This is a genomic window from Empedobacter tilapiae (assembly GCF_004785645.1).
GTDB classification, from domain to species: Bacteria; Bacteroidota; Bacteroidia; order Flavobacteriales; family Weeksellaceae; genus Empedobacter; species Empedobacter tilapiae.
In genome coordinates, this window is sequence record NZ_SRPE01000007.1 from 214,054 (window position 1) to 230,252 (window position 16,199).

General features: G+C 28.6%; 11 protein-coding genes. 3 read left to right on the plus strand and 8 right to left on the minus strand.

Annotation, left to right across the window (positions count from 1 at the left end; all coding sequences use genetic code 11):
- Window positions 1-11: 11 nt before the first annotated feature.
- The 5 genes from E4J94_RS11560 to E4J94_RS11580 all read right to left on the minus strand — a co-directional run bounded on the left by E4J94_RS11560 (window position 12) and on the right by E4J94_RS11580 (window position 5,457).
- On the minus strand, window positions 12-2,045 hold the full coding sequence (locus E4J94_RS11560) for a DUF262 domain-containing protein (protein ID WP_135835958.1): 2,034 nt from the start codon (window positions 2,043-2,045) through the stop codon (window positions 12-14).
- 3 nt (window positions 2,046-2,048) lie between these two features.
- Complete coding sequence (locus E4J94_RS11565) at window positions 2,049-2,576, minus strand: hypothetical protein (protein ID WP_135835959.1); 528 nt, start codon at window positions 2,574-2,576, stop codon at window positions 2,049-2,051.
- A gap of 123 nt (window positions 2,577-2,699) precedes the next feature.
- Complete coding sequence (locus tag E4J94_RS11570) at window positions 2,700-3,740, minus strand: RES family NAD+ phosphorylase (RefSeq protein WP_135835960.1); 1,041 nt, start codon at window positions 3,738-3,740, stop codon at window positions 2,700-2,702.
- 5 nt (window positions 3,741-3,745) lie between these two features.
- Window positions 3,746-4,678 carry a sce7725 family protein gene (locus tag E4J94_RS11575; protein WP_135835961.1) on the minus strand — a complete coding sequence of 311 codons (933 nt, stop codon included), beginning with the start codon at window positions 4,676-4,678 and terminating at the stop codon, window positions 3,746-3,748.
- Window positions 4,679-4,689: 11 nt separating this feature from the next.
- On the minus strand, window positions 4,690-5,457 hold the full coding sequence (locus E4J94_RS11580) for a sce7726 family protein (RefSeq protein WP_168801863.1): 768 nt from the start codon (window positions 5,455-5,457) through the stop codon (window positions 4,690-4,692).
- A gap of 272 nt (window positions 5,458-5,729) precedes the next feature.
- Between E4J94_RS11580 and E4J94_RS11585 the strand changes: the two genes are divergently transcribed.
- Window positions 5,730-6,719 (plus strand): hypothetical protein, encoded by a 990-nt coding sequence (locus tag E4J94_RS11585; protein ID WP_135835963.1) that lies wholly within the window; start codon window positions 5,730-5,732, stop codon window positions 6,717-6,719.
- Window positions 6,720-6,867: 148 nt separating this feature from the next.
- Here E4J94_RS11585 and E4J94_RS11590 read toward each other — a convergent pair whose 3' ends face one another.
- The 3 genes from E4J94_RS11590 to E4J94_RS11600 form a co-directional block, all read right to left on the minus strand.
- Entirely contained in the window at window positions 6,868-9,204 is a 2,337-nt protein-coding gene (locus tag E4J94_RS11590) for a DUF2357 domain-containing protein (protein ID WP_135835964.1), read from the minus strand.
- Window positions 9,191-11,086 (minus strand): McrB family protein, encoded by a 1,896-nt coding sequence (locus E4J94_RS11595; protein ID WP_135835965.1) that lies wholly within the window; start codon window positions 11,084-11,086, stop codon window positions 9,191-9,193. The genes E4J94_RS11590 and E4J94_RS11595 overlap by 14 nt, the downstream gene beginning before the upstream one ends.
- Before the next feature lie 592 nt (window positions 11,087-11,678).
- Complete coding sequence (locus E4J94_RS11600; RefSeq protein WP_221411292.1) at window positions 11,679-11,831, minus strand: hypothetical protein; 153 nt, start codon at window positions 11,829-11,831, stop codon at window positions 11,679-11,681.
- Between the two features lie 291 nt (window positions 11,832-12,122).
- On the opposite strand from E4J94_RS11600, the gene E4J94_RS11605 reads away from it, so the two are divergent.
- On the plus strand, window positions 12,123-13,928 hold the full coding sequence (locus E4J94_RS11605) for a DUF262 domain-containing protein (RefSeq protein WP_135835966.1): 1,806 nt from the start codon (window positions 12,123-12,125) through the stop codon (window positions 13,926-13,928).
- On the plus strand, window positions 13,929-16,172 hold the full coding sequence (locus tag E4J94_RS11610) for a DUF262 domain-containing protein (RefSeq protein ID WP_135835967.1): 2,244 nt from the start codon (window positions 13,929-13,931) through the stop codon (window positions 16,170-16,172).
- Window positions 16,173-16,199: the final 27 nt, after the last annotated feature.

Consider the following 16,199-nt stretch of genomic DNA (forward strand, 5'->3'; position numbering starts at 1 on the left):
GTTCTCGTTTATTATTTTATAAATTCTTGAATTTTAAAATCATCCCAAAATCTTTTGTAAATATTAATCATTCTAGTAGTAATGGCATAAAAATGATTTTCTATTTGACCATCATAAATTCGACCTTCAATTTTACTCCAATATTGATAATCTGAATCTTGAACAAAATAATTTTTCTTTTCTAATTTTTCTTTTACTCTATCTTTTGGGGGAACTTTACTCCCTTCAGCCCTATTAATATCTAAGGATAAAACTCTAAAATTCCCATTGGTATTGTTCCAATCTCTAATTCCTTGATTAACTTGTTTTTTGTACACCCATTCTGAAGGATATATATGATCCCAATCCCAAGGTGTGTTTGTATCATCAAAATCTTCTAATTGATTGAAATCTTTAAAATGATCATTTACATATTCTCTTTGGGCTAATAGTACTAATGATTTAGTTCCTCTGATATTGCCAATGAAATGTTCGAAATATTTATTAGCCGTATCAACATCAACTGTATCACCTTTAATTTTCTCGAAATAATTTTTAATCTCTTTATTCGTCTCAATTAAGCCCCATCTTTCTGGCACTTTATTTTTAAACCTCTCCACAGCTTGAGGTATTTTATAAAATTTTTCTAATAAATCTGGAGGCATAATAAAATTAATCCCATCTACATCATTCCTCCAGATGTATTCATTAACAGGCTCAAAACAAAAATTGTTATTCTGAATTTCAGCTTCCCATAATGCTTTAATATTTTTAAAATTGAATAAATGAAATAGATATATTTTACCAGCTATTTTAAATTTAAGTTCATCTGTTAATTCTTTATCATTCTTGTATAGCCAATAGACAAGAAATAAGAATAAATCTTGATTCCTTTTGATGAAACTTTTAATTACAACTGGAGGAACTTCATTTTTATACTCATCAATATTCTTACACGATAAAATATCAAGCGCAGTATCTATAGCTGTCCTAATATCTTGTCCATTGACAAATCCCTCTAGCTTATCACAGAAATTTTTATCTTTTATCTTATTTTGAAAATCACGAATGTTTAATTTTTTTACAAATCGGTCATTTTCTGTATCTGAAACCGCTAAACGAGTGATTAATGAAATAACTTGGGTGGGTGGAATAAAACTAAGCCCTATACCTTCTACAATATCTTTAGTACCAGGGAATATTGTTTTATAAATTGAATAGATTAAATCATCTCCAGATAAAGTAGTTCCCGATGAATTAATACGTTGAAATAAGGTAGGGTTTTCTTCTTGGTTTTCTTGTTGAACTACTTCTTCTGATACTACATTTGCATGTATCGTTTTATCCCTAATTGATTTAATTTGAGTTAAAATCACCTCAATATTACTTACTAAATCGTTGTTTAGTTTTTGTATAAACTCTTCTTTATTCTGAAAATCACCTCTTTTCGTTTTGATATAATCTGGTAGATATTCTTCAACCATTTTTAAGACTTCAGTAGCATTTTCAGCTTCTAAAAAAAATGATAAAGGAATTGGATAAGAACAATCGTATGGAAATACAGATATATTCTCAAATTTAGTATAACCTATTACTTCATTATTCGGATTTATCCTGAAAATTTTAATTGCACTTCTTCGATCAGATTCAGTTAAACGAATATCATTATTTTGTATCTGATATCCCCAAGGGTGTGAATTGGTAACTACTCTTATCGCATATAAACTTAATTTTGGTTTATATTCTGGAGCAATATCAATCCAAACAACGGGTAACTGAGATTTTATAGACCAAGCTTTAGCCTCATTACTATCCTCAAAAGGATTATAAAGACCTAAAAATATAGCTGTAGCTCGTTGTTGTCCATCTAATAAACTAAATTTATTCTTTTCTTTAGAAAGTAAAAAAGAACCAATAGGATATCCTCTAAGTATAGAATCCCATAAATCTTCGATTTGCTTTGGTTTCCAAACGAAACCTCTTTGTAGATCTGGTAATTCTACATTAGATTTTGTACCTCCTAATTGCCAATTAGCAATTTGTTTTAATGTATAATTATTGTTCATTTTTTAACGTTCTTTACTTTTAAATGGTCTACCATAAATTTCATCAAAAGCTAATTCAACCTGTTCCCGAATTAATTTATTGCTTCCTTTCATTTTATGAATAATTACTTTCCAAGAGTAGTTACAATAAGGTTCCTCATTCAAATTTATCCCTTGTATACCTTCCTCAAACTTTAAACATACTGTATATTTCACTTTGTTTTTGAAATCAAAATTATTGTATTCAGAATTAAATAAATGACTTTTTAATCGATCTCTAACAGAATAAGAATGTCCTCTATATATTGCAGTACAATCATCAAAAGAAAAGTTACAATTATTGTCTGCAAATTGTTCATCTAATAAAATAATATAGAATCCAGGCCCTGTATATACTTTTCTTAAATCATCAATGATTTTTATATCAATGATTTGAATTTCTTTTGATATTTCTAAATAATTGAATTCTTTAAGATAATCTAATAAATCTCTTTTTACATCATTACGTAATAACTCAAATTTAATATTCGACTCATCAATCATATTTCTCATAATACAATATTGTTTATTTTGTAAATATAATATGTTTAAAAGCATTATAAAAAGCTATTTTGAAAGTGTTATTAATAATGTTATATAAGGAAAGTGATATATAAATTAGCGTATCAAATCAATTTAAGCCTCAAACTCATAGTTTAAATTTTTGATTGTAATAAATGTCGAATCTACACAAACAAATGATTCGTCCGTAAATACTGCTAAATTATAACCACCTATATGCATTGCACTTTTATACTCTATCGCATCAAATCCTTTTAGTTTGATAAATTCGCACAGATATTGCGTTGGGAGATAATCAAGTAAAGAATCTTGTTTACGAATAGGTTTTGATAATTCTGCTTGTAACTTAAGCAAATAAGGACGGATATTAATAAATTCTTCTAATTCAAAACCTTTTTCTTTGACCTCAAATGGGCTTAATTCTTCTATTTTATGTAAGGAGATAACTTGCAATGGGCGATTTAGTTGAAAACTACCTACCGTTAAACAATCGTACAGGGATGATCGAGTTTCGTATATGGTAGTTTCTATACTATCAGACAAATAAAGGTATGGAATTCCTTGGGGATTTGCTCTACCCGATGTCGCATATTCTTTAGAAGGTCTACCCAACTCATTTATTGGAAACCTAGTATTTCCAATTCTCGAACGATAAAAAATTGTCTCAGGATAATAGGTTTTCGCTAAACGCTCTAAAATACCTTCTATAAATTCTAAATCGATAGTTTCATTCAAGAAAAAACGATTATTCTCCTTCAATTCATTGGCAAAAGTTTCCCATTGTAAAGCCAATGTTGCTGCACTTTCATCTGTAATATGAGCCTGAAAACCAACTGGCTGTTCGAATAATTCAGTAGAATATAGTATACTCGTTCTACCAATCGCATAAACCAAATGCTTGATTGAAGTAAGATTCAAATCTGGAGAGAACAATCCCTCCCAATAATGCTTCAAATGTTCATGCAATAGCATTTCACCCGACGAATTGGGTTCATACAACTCCAGTATTTCATCAAAAAGTTCTGTGAGTGTTTCACAATTGATTAAAGCAACAGAAGTACTTAAACAAAAATCACAATTACCTACTCCTACTTTATTCTTTAGTATATAATCTTGTAAGTAGGTATCTGAAAAGCAATTTACACAACAATTCATATCGTTTAGATTAAACCTTGTATTAACTGAATATGGTGCATAATACTTAATTTCTTTACAACACCTAACCCTGGATAAGCTTGAGTGTTATAATAGTCCCTAAATTTATCAATGGCAAAACTCGTTAATTGTTTTTGTTCAACAAAAGTGATTAATTTTTCTAATGCCTCAAAAAATTTACCCGCAGGATTCTCGCGTCCATCATTGCTGTCTGATACAAAATGAGCAACTTGAATATCATCACTTCCTTCTTCTTTATATGTTAAATGTATAGCGACAGCAAATGCAGCTCCTCCAGTCTCAGAATAATCTTTTCCTATCACTTGATAATCCGAAAACCCTACACAACCTTCGTCTTGATAATACATATAATCAGAAGAAAAGACTTCGAAAGGGACATCAAGATAAGCTTTGTTATTTGATAAACGATTAAAATAATCATTCAACATACAGACATTTCCCTTCAATTTTCTTCTCATAGCAAACAAATGAGCAATTTGCACTACATGATAAAGACAATTATTAGAACTAGAAAAAGAGTGTAATGCATCTAAATCATTCACTTTATTGAGATGGACAAAACTAAAACCATTTGTATCATAATGATTATCTGCAATAATTGTTTTTATTCTATCAAACGCCCTATCACTAGATATTATAAAAGAAGGAATAAGGTTTGTATAACCTTGAGCTTGTAATTGATTAAAAAAAGTAATTAAAGAAGAGTTATTTGATTTGAAATCACCTACTTCTGGATTCAAAATAACCTGAGCCTTAATATTATACCTTGCTAATACATCTATTGCTGTTTTTAGAGAAGCTGTATTCGTTTTTACAGGTTCTATCAAAGGAATTATTTTTGAAGAATCTAATATTGGAGCAAGCTCTCTTAAAGCTAATAATTCAAATTGTTTACCTCGTAAATATGGGAAATACATACTACAAAATTTTATACCTTTTTCATCAGGTTGTTCTGTAGTGTAAGATAAGAATTTTTTGTTAATTTTTGATGATAATAAGAGTAGTTGTAAAACTTGGGAAATACCCCTTCTTCTATCTCTATATTTTTTGCAAACGAAATACGTTCTTTAAGAATTTTATGATACTGCTTTTGTACTTCTTGCGGTGTAAAACTCAATAAAACATCTAAACATGCTGTATACAAATAAACTGGAGTCGCATCTGGAACAAACCCTACCATATTTTTTACGAGTTTCATGTATTCTGGCTTGCGCAAGGTCGCCATCATAGTAGGAATATCAAGCAACTCATCGACAAAAGTAGCTTTTCTATACTCTACCAATTTTAACTCATCAGTAAGAGCAATAATACCGACCGTTTCTTCTATTTTGCTCGAATATTTTTCGATCAAAGTATAATGGGTAACCAAATAAACCTCTGTAAATGCTTTATAATAATTTTCTATTTGCGATTGAAAACGTTCTAAACTATCCAATTCTGTTTTAATTTCAAAAACTTTATTTGTTCCGTTCACAATCACCATATCAGCAATTGAATCTTGTATTCTAAATTCGTTTAATAAAACAGTGTCATCTAATGAATAGTGATGAAGTACAAAATCATTTAATAAACTTGTTTTATATATATATTCGTGACGATAGTCTTGTTCTAATATCGAATAACCATAAGCAATGAGCTCACTTAGTGTAGTTGGTTGTTCTTGTTCAATAGAATCCCATTCAATATATTTTTTCATTTGCCGAATATAAGACGACTGATTACTATCCAAAGCTATTTTCTTAAAAGCAGCATGGTTAATTAATCGAGCTATTCCTCTTAAATTCGATATATGTAAAGCATGAGATTGCATGAGACAAAGGTAAACAAAGTTTACATTTAGTAAACAAAGTTTACATTTTATCAAAATAAAAACGACTATCCTAAAATATTTCCTCAACTTAAAATTGCTTTTCATTAGTCAGTAAACTAATTTAGTTCATTTCAATACAACAACATATAACCTCAGCAATGATTGAAACTTCTATTACATTATTAATTAACCGCAAAACAGATTTTGATTTAATTAAAAATATTATCATTAATAGTAGAATTGACGTTCCAATTTATATGGTTGAGTACGAATTTCACATTCAAATTAACTTTACAAGCGACAATGAACAATGGGAACTTGAAACAGAAATAGTAAAAGCACTACCTGATTATGAATTTAGCTTTGGTCCTGATAAAGGGCGTAAAGAAGCGAGAATTCAACTGTCAAGATATCAATCTAGCTTATGTACTGATGGCTGGGGAAGAAGAATTGAAGACCCTCTTGATGAAACGAAATACCTTGTTAAGAAATCGAAAACAAAATCAGAAAGATTTAATCCAAAAATGAAAATTTTATTTGACAATGTTGAACAGACATATTATATCAATATTGTTGAGGGGATAAACGAAAAAACAAATGAAGAAGGTTATATACTTTTAAATGAATTTAAAAACCATATTACCAAAGGAGATATATTAATTCATAAATTATATAAATCACGTCACGATGCATTTCTGATTGGACAACAACAAATGCAAAAAACTGTTAATGTAGATTATGAAAATTTTAAAGCTGAAAAAAAGAAAAAAATAAGAGCTGAACAGAGAATTCCTAGAAAAATAGTTAGAAATTTTATTAATTCTTGTAATAAAAGTGATTGTATTGCAATATTCAATAACCTTTCTGAAAATATATATTATGAAAAAAGAAAAAAATGGAAAACTGAATATTATATTGAAAGTCTAACAAATTTCAAAGAATATATTCTTTCATCTGAACAAGATATTTGTTCCAAAAATTTCATAATTAGATCAAGCTGGGAAATCAATTTACCTTTTATAAAAATTGGCGTAAAGTTTTTTCCCCACCCAAATGACAATAATTTAAACTCACTTGAATATAGAGATTTTACTTTTAAAGTAGAGAACGAAAAAATCACACAAATAATTGAAGAAAAATTTTTATAATATTTCATTTGCTGACTAAATATAAAAAACCTAATAATTTTATCAAGAGAAAGATACTACACCAAATTATAAAATCATCTCTGTTGAGATGATTTTATTACATTTTACAATCAACAATGTTATATAGATTTTAATATTTAAAAGGATATCAACTCAAAATCTTATCCAATGTCACCACAAAAGGTTGTCCTGCTCGTGTGTAAATAGAACCTGATAAACCTTTATATTCATCGAATTCCTTATAAGCAATTTCTATGTCTTCCCAATCTGTACATGGCTCTATGCCTACAACTAAATAATCGGATTGAGAAGGGTTGGTATAACCCAATTCAACTAATTTTTCTTTCGAATACACTTTAGGTCCTTTGCTCGTAATTCTGAACAATTGAGTTGCTTTTTCTTTTCCGCTTTCTCTTAGTAACAAATATTTTGCTTGTACAATATCACTAGTCAACACCAAAGAGCCTACATTATCGTTCATCCTAAAATTATAGACACCATTTGTCAAACACCAATCTAAATGCTCCTGAGATTTGGTATACCCCACTATAACAAATGTATTCAATACATCTATTTTACTTTTTTCTAATTCAATAGAAAGTGGTTTTAAAGCATTTCCGTAAGCCAACAAAGGTTCTTTTAGAATTTGATTTGATGTATTTAAAATTCGTTCGCGCTGAGTCGTACGATCTACCAAATGCTGAATAACACGATCAATAAATGCATTTAACCCATTTATACCTGTATCGTATTTTGAGGGATTAATAGTAAAAGCACCCAAGCCCGGTAAAACTTCATGAAAGCCATCAAATCGTTTTTCAACACTTCCGGGATATAAAATATAAGCACCACCTGTACGACGTATCGCATCTTTGTAAGCATGCATTTTTAAAAGATCAACATTCTTAAACGTTCCTTTACGTTCTCGTTCATCCATTCTATTCAACACCTCCTCATCCACTGTTTCGGTGTACTGTTCTTGAATGTTCTGTATCTTATATTTCGCATCAAAATGAATATGCGTAATGACATCTTCCTTTTCTGCTTCGGTCTCGGTAAACGAGCTAGGCCATATACTTAAAGTATAATCAGGACGAAGCGTAGTCGTTATACTACCTGCATTCCCAGATACATAATCATTACCTCCTTTAAATGTTCGGTTATAGCTGAATCGAATACTTAGATTACGTGAAACAAAATCCGTTTCACCTTTAATCATTAATTCTTTTCCTGATTTTAGTTTTAAAGAAAGTCCAGAATCATCCGTCTCAAATAAATGATCAAAATTTTGATTTTGGTAAACTTCTAAATTAAATTTATCGACAATCAACTCATACAACTGGAAGAAAAGCCAATATTCGTACAAAGTGGCAATATCTCGTTTACCCGCTTCATAGACATCTTCTCCTCCTTGCCAAATTAATTTAGAAGCCAAATCAAATTGTAACCAACGGTTTAAAACTTCTCGATAACCACTACGCTTTTGTAACAAAGGGCTATTTAATTTTAAAGTTGTTGCATCAGAAATCTCATTAAAAAATGAATAAGACAAATAGCCATTTATTTTCTCTATCAAGAGACTACTCTCTTTTAAAGCGAATTGATACTTCTTTGCTGTTGAAAAAATAGCTTGACAGTCTTCGACAAAATGTAAAAAAACACCCAACACATGCTTAATAAAACGATTTTCAGGTGTGTCTACACTTTCTATTCTGATATCTGATTGTATCGTTCGAGGCACACTGCTCAATCCTATATCATTCAAATAAGCCAATCTTGAAGTATCTATTCTATTCGAAGCAGTTACAAATTGTTTGGCAATCGTTCGATTAACACGTTTAATTTGAGAAGTTTTAATCGATGTTTCTTCCGTTTTCCATACAGTTGATGGATTAGAAATAATACGTATGATTGCTTCCTCGAAGTCAACCGAATCTAAAAATGATTTGACAAAACAAAAACGTTGGTACAATGTCTTGGTGTCAGTCGAATAATCAATAGTAACATGCTGTGTAACTGGTGTATTAATTTGCATCATAAGATCTGTACACTTATCGGTAATATCTTCCAACATTTGGCGATAATTCTCACGATACGACACATCTTCTTTTTTATCAAATTTAGTTGCAATCACCTCTACCGAAATTGGAAAACTTTGTTCCGTTTCTGTGTTCACTATTTCTAGTGGTAAGTTACCTACATAAATATTGGGTGTAATTCGACCACGATAAGCATGACGATTAGATGGTATAACTACCCCATTAATTCTTGCACGTAGACAGTAGTTGGCTTTATTGATGCCTAAAAATTCGTATTCATACGAATGTCCTTCAAACAATTGATAAACACTTTCATTGTATTGCTCTGCAACAACTTTATCCAATTGTCGAATACGAGAGTGTTGCTCTGGAAATATTTCCAAAGTTAACCCCTCATCAATATGATGTAAATCAAATTGTAAAACTTTATCGTTAGGCTTCTGCATAACTTGTAAATCCGTTACTTAAAGCATTTGCATACATTCGTTTTAGTTTATCAAACGATACGTTATATTTTATTTGATCTTCTTGAAGAGCATCCAATTTAGAAAGATTGAATTCAGCTGCATCTTTTAAACATAACCTCATCAAAGCTTCTAACGATTTTATAATCTTTGAGCGTGAGCCATGTAATTTTGGTAACAGTTTTTGCATTACAGCAAAGTCAATTTTATCCTCTTCACTAAGAGAAGAATCTAATTTTGAGAATTGTGCAAACAGCAAATGAATCTCGAAAGCTGTACGGTAACCAAATTCAGCTCCGATTGTTTTCAATTCTTTAAAGAATTCTACCAAAGTTTCATTTAAAACTTCATTAGACGCTGTATCATTCTGTTTAGATAATGTGATAAAACTCGATGCCATTGCAGCACCTTCCGAAATTAACTGCGATAGATCTACTTTTTTAGGTTCAGCTAAAAAAACTTTTAAATCATCTTCATCCAATCGAAACTCAATGACATTTGCACGATCCAATACTTTTGGACTAAACATATACGTCGTTTCATCTATATTCACTGTTCCAATAATAAACAGATTTTTAGGCCAAGAAATTGTCTGAGGTATTTCTAAATCATTTGTTGATGTTCTTTTAGACCCTGTATAAAGTTTAATCGAATCCTCCGATTCCATAATACTTAAGAAATCTGCAAAATAACGTTCTACATGTGATAAATTCATTTCATCTAAAACCAAAAAATATGGTTTATCTTGATTTTCAGATTTCGAAGCATTTATCATTAATTGCAATACACCATTGTCTGGCATCACATATTCATCCTCTTTTAATCCATTTGGGTACCCTAATAATGGTTCACGATTAATCCAATCGGCACCTACAGCTACTAATTTATATTGTTCTTCTCTTTCGCACATCCATTGAATAAATGATTGCGCTAATTTGGTTTTTCCCGAACCTGCTAATCCTGTTAGAATCACAAAAGGTTTTGTAAGTAATGAAGCAACAAATCGTTGCACTAACTTATTATTGAATTGGAGGTTTGATTTTGTTAATGAATTACTAAAAGCATTAATGTCAAAATCTTTATTCTTTATCATACTCTTTTCAATTGATGAATGTTGCTTACTATCACGATTCATTAATTCCAGATATTCCTCAATTAATAGATCAAGATCTCTTTTTAATGTATCTTGAGAAGGTAAATTCGTTGCATCATATACTTTAAATACATAAGAATTACCATAACTTTTTAATTTTATATCTAATTCTTCTTTAAAATAATCTTTTATAGATGTTTTACTATCTAGTTTGTCCCATTTCAATGTAGGTTCATTAGTTTCACTAACACCATATGCTAAAACTAAAATATTATGTTCTTTATAATACAGAAATACAGGATAAATTCCTTCTTTAACCTTTTGTTGATTTCCTAAGAAAGCAATCCATGGTATAGCTGTTGAACGACCTACTCCATAAGATATCTCAACAGCAAGTTTTTTATACGCTCCTTTACTTTTCCTAATAAAATTAGTTGCTTCCGAATTTGTTCCTTGACCAATTACTTGACTATTCGCTACTTCAATAAATTCTTGTATATTTACCATTTGTTCAACTTTAGGAATTACATGAAACCCATTTTCAATTAAATATTTAAAAGCCTTTTCTGTACTATTTTTAAAATCTTTTAACAACAGTTCTTTACCTCCTTTTAATTCATTTGCTTTTGACAACACTAAAATTGGAGGGTATTTTTTACCTTCATATACTAAATCATATGTAGAAGATTCCCTTCCTTTAAATTCTTCAGGATGTTGATCTAAATATTCAATTGCGTTTACTAATTCTTCACTCGAAAAGCTATATTCCATTACCAATACTATATGTTGATAAAAATAATAAAACTAACCTAAGTAAGCAATTCTAAATTTTGATTAAATTGAACCTATAAATTATGACAAAAGAAAATATAACCAACGAAAGCATTTCTATTTTAGAAATACCAACTGTTTTAAACCCTCCCATAGATCTAAAATTTACAGATCATTCGATCTATTGTCCTTTATGCAACATAGAGATTGATTTAGAAAAACAAGTAATAAAAGATGGAGACGATGTATGTTGTGAAGATTGTAACCATAAGATAGTTTTCAGAATTATAAGAGTTTAGTGTATTTAGAATACAATCGCATAATTATTTAGATTGAAACAAATAAAAAGAGGTCGCTCCCTGAGGATCTTGATGGGAAAAGGTTAAACACTCAAAGGGAGAAGGTTTTCAGTATGGGTGAAATTTAGTTTATATTTATTGGTAATTAAAATTCGTCAGTTCGAGTGATTTTTCGAAATAATACTTCGATAAACAGTACAAGTTGAAGAAAAATTGTATCGAGAATAGAATTTTATCCCCAAAAAACCTCAGCCACCAACAGATCGTTCCCTGAGGCTCTCGAAGGGAAAAGATTAAACAATACAAGCTGAAGTTAATAAAACGGTTGAATCTTTTCCTCCACTAAAACCAATAATCCATGGTCTTTCACTAGTATCTGCATATGTATACTGATCTATTATCTCATCAATAATTTGTTCAGCTTTTTTACTTCTAATCTTTTCCATATCCACTTAACAATTTCTATAATTAGGTATAGAAATTTACAGAACAAAGTTAATATATTTTAACCGTATAGTTTACTTGAATGATAATCTTCTATCATAATATTATGCAACTACATGATTCTAATCAAAGTAGAAAAAAATATGTAAATCATATTTTAATATTTCTAAACTTTCATTTAATACGGTTAACCGTAATTTTATATAAAATAATTGTCAGATATTGAAAAAAATCTAATAGTATAAAAAATACCATTTTATGTATTAAGAATTTTTATACAATATTAAAAATAAATGAAAGAAAAAAATAGCATAGCATTTATTCCTTTAAATCATTTGAAAAGCAAACATTTTGTAGTTAAGGAATATCAACGCGGGTATAAATGGGAAAGTGAACAAATTCTAGCTTTATTGAATGATATAGATTATCATAAAACGGGTAAATATTGTCTACAGCCTATTATTACTGACGAAAGTAATAATGAAATAGAATTAATAGATGGGCAGCAGCGTATAACAACCTTATACTTATTACTCCACTTTTTAGATGAAACAAAATTTTATACAATAGATTATCAAACACGGAGAGCTTCTCAGACTTTTATAAATAATGAACTCTCTAAAATGAGTGATGCAATAGTAAAAAACAAAGACTGGGAAACATTTATATCATCCTATAGTGATATAGATAATACTGTAAATTTCAATAATGTAGATATTTATCATTTTTATTTAGTTTATAAAGAAATATTTTCCTGGTTTAATGAAAAATCAGAAGAGTTTAAAAATGATTTTAGATTAAAAATTTTAAATCAAGTATACGTCATTTGGTATGATATTAAAAATAATAACAGAAATCTAAGTGCTGAAGATGTTTTTTTGAACTTAAATGCTGGTAAAATTCCACTTACTAATTCTGAATTAATTAAAGCTCTTTTTATACTTGATATTCAAAAAAGATTCGCAAATGAAATTGCTACTTTAAAATCTGTTGAATTAGCCGCAGAATGGGATAATATTGAAAATCAATTACACGAATCTGAATTTTGGTTCTTTATCTGCGACCATGTTTATTATAATAATCTGGATACTCGTATTGACTTGGTGATTGATTTAACGAATAAAATTTCTCCAAAAAAAGATTGGGATGGTATGGAAGCTTACAGAATCTATGAAAATGAGTTCATAAAAGAAAATCAATTAAATTGGGAAAACATTAAGCAAACATTTAATAAACTAGATGAATGGTATAGAGATAAAGAGTTATATCACTTTGTTGGATATATTATTGTAAGCCAAATAAAAAAACTTTCCGAAATCATCAAATTAAGTAGTGGAAAAAGTAAAATTGAATTTAAAGATATATTAATTAAAATAATAAAAAGTGAGCTAAATAAATCAAAAAAATTAGAAAATAATTTGATACAAAAGATTTATGATTTAGATGTAATTAATTATGAAGATCATCCACTTGAATGCAAAAAACTTCTTTTATTGCTTAACGTACAATATTTCTTAAATAACTCAAGTCATAATAAATTCCCTTTTAACTTATATCGTAACGAATCTTGGAGTGTAGAACACATCAATCCTCAAAACCCAAAAACTTTTAAAACAGTTGGTCAAATAGTAAAATGGTTAAAGTCATTTGAAGTGTACTATGAAAAGTATCCACCAATACATTTGGAAATTATCCAAGAAATCAAAGATTTACATAATCTTTTAAGTAACTCAGAAAATGAAAATAAAAAACTATCAGAATTAAAATTAGAAAAAACAAGCATAGAGAAATTGCAGAACGTAATAGACAAAATTACAAACGATTTGGATTTGCATAGCATAGCTAATTTGACATTACTCGATAGAAATACGAATAGTAAGTTAGGAAATAACATTTTTTTGGACAAAAGAAAAGTTCTTTTAGATCTTTATTACACACCAAAAGAAAAAGGGGTTTTTATTCCAGAGTGTACAAAAGATGTTTTTACTAAAAATTTTTCCAAAGAAAACGAAAATATATCAGATGAACTCTTTTCCTTAAAAGATATGAGTGATTATAAAGAACATCTGAAAAAACAATTGAAACTTTATTATCAATAAATGAAAAATACATTTTATACATTTTGGCAGCTAATAGATGAATGTACAATAGAAATTCCTACTATTCAACGTGATTATACTTATGGAAGAGAAGGGTCTCGTGAAATCAGTAAGAAATTAATTCATTCTATTTTAAAATCTTTACAAGATAATGATGCTTCTTTACATCTGGATTTTGTTTATGGAAAAAAATTAGGAATTGATAATTTTATTGCCCTTGAGAGAAATAAAAATAGTATTGACACACTACTTCTTTCACTTAAAAACTATGCGGAAAACTTAAATATTTCCGTTAATTTCAATACTCAACAAAAACAAAACTTAGAAGCTGAGGTTGTTACTTTCATTCCATTAGATGGACAACAAAGATTAACTACTTTATTTTTAGTACATTGGTATGTAAGCAATGTTTTAAAAGATAATACTTCAAAAAAAGTACTTCAAAGATTTAAATATGCTACACGAACAAGTTCAAAAGAATTCTTACAGTTTCTAACAAATGACACCTATCACTTTGACTGTAATTCAAAAACTTTTAGAAAAAACATAGAAAATCATGAAGGTTTTTTTACAAAATGGTTAAAAGATCCTACTGTCATAAGTATGCTTTCAGTCTTAGAAGAAACTCATAAACAATTTTTGGAAAAAAGATTAGAAGCAAGGGAAGTATGGGAAAAATTAGAAAAGAAAGAAGTAATAACCTTTGATTTTTTTGACTTAGAGGATTTCGAGTTAACAGATGAACTGTATTTAAAAATGAATGCAAGAGGAAAAAAACTTACTCATTTTGAAAATTTCAAAGCTTGGCTATTTAAAGAATTTACCAATCAAATTCAAATAAATGGTTGGAAAAAAAAGATTGATCTCGAGTGGAATGACTTATTCTGGAATCAAAAACCATTAGGAGATTCAAAAATTGACATCCCTTATTTACAGTTTTTTAAAAATATGTTTCTCGGAGACTTCCTAATGGACGAAAGTATTTCAGAAAAAGATTCTAATATTGATTTATTAAGATCTGAAACTGATTTTAATCCTGTTTCATTGTTCGAAAAAAATATAATTTTTCAAAATAATATAGAAAGCTATTTAACAGTTTTAGAATATTGCATCAATTTAAAGATTAAAATAAATCCTCTTTATAATGAAGCTGAAAATGTAAATAATTTTCTCTTTTCTAAAAATATAGGTTTAAGTTGGTGGCATACTACAATGTATTTCGCTATCACTAGATATATTATTAAAAATAAAAGTAACCTCACACATATTAATAAATGGACAAGAGTAATTTCGAATCTTATCTATAATACCCCAATTGAATCACCTAAATTGTTCAGTGAGGCTGCTATTAGTATTTTAGAATTATTAGATAAAGTACAAGATCAAAACGTTTATGAAGTTATTGAGCAATTAAAAACTTCTGAAATTAGTTTCTTTAATGAGAAACAAAAAGAAGAAGAAATCTTTAAAGCCAAAAAAATTATTAATGAACCTCAACATGATTGGGAAGTTCTCTTTATAGATCTGGAAAATCACAACTATTTCTATGGTCAAATAGGATTCATATTTAAACTAAATGAATCTAAGGATTATTCAATTTTTATAGAAAATTCGCTTAAAACAAGACTACTATTTTCGGAAGAGATAATGAAGAATTCCAATTATTTACTATACAGAAGTTTTTTAACCTTTGGAAATTGCTTTTTAAAGAATGGGAATAACCTTACCTATCCTTCAAATTTAAGAGGTACTTTAAGAAATCGTAACGAAAATTGGAGAAGATTTATTGATCAGAAATTTATTTTTTTAAAACAATTAGTTGATGAAATTAATCCAATTGATAATATAACATCTCAACTCAATGATTTAATTAATTGTTATGTCTTTTCTTCAACAAATAATAGTAAATTGATTAAAAATCCAGTACTATTAAGTTATCCTGAAAAGAATCATATTCGAATCTATGATAACGGATATTATCTCCTTAACAAAACTAGAATATATGGTTTCTTTAAAGAAGTATTTACTTATGATTGGTTCATAATGAACCCATCTACTTGTAAAGAACATTCTATTGAATACATAGATGGTAAGGGGGAAGATAGCGACCCAGGATTACTTTTAAAAAATATTAATAAAAAAATAATAATAGATAGTAAATCTTTAAAATTCAAACTTGAAGATGAATCTGATATTTATGAAACAGTAGAAGAAATTTTAAAAAAGATGAAAGTTAATGTATAAAATACATTAGGACTAACTTCTATTTAA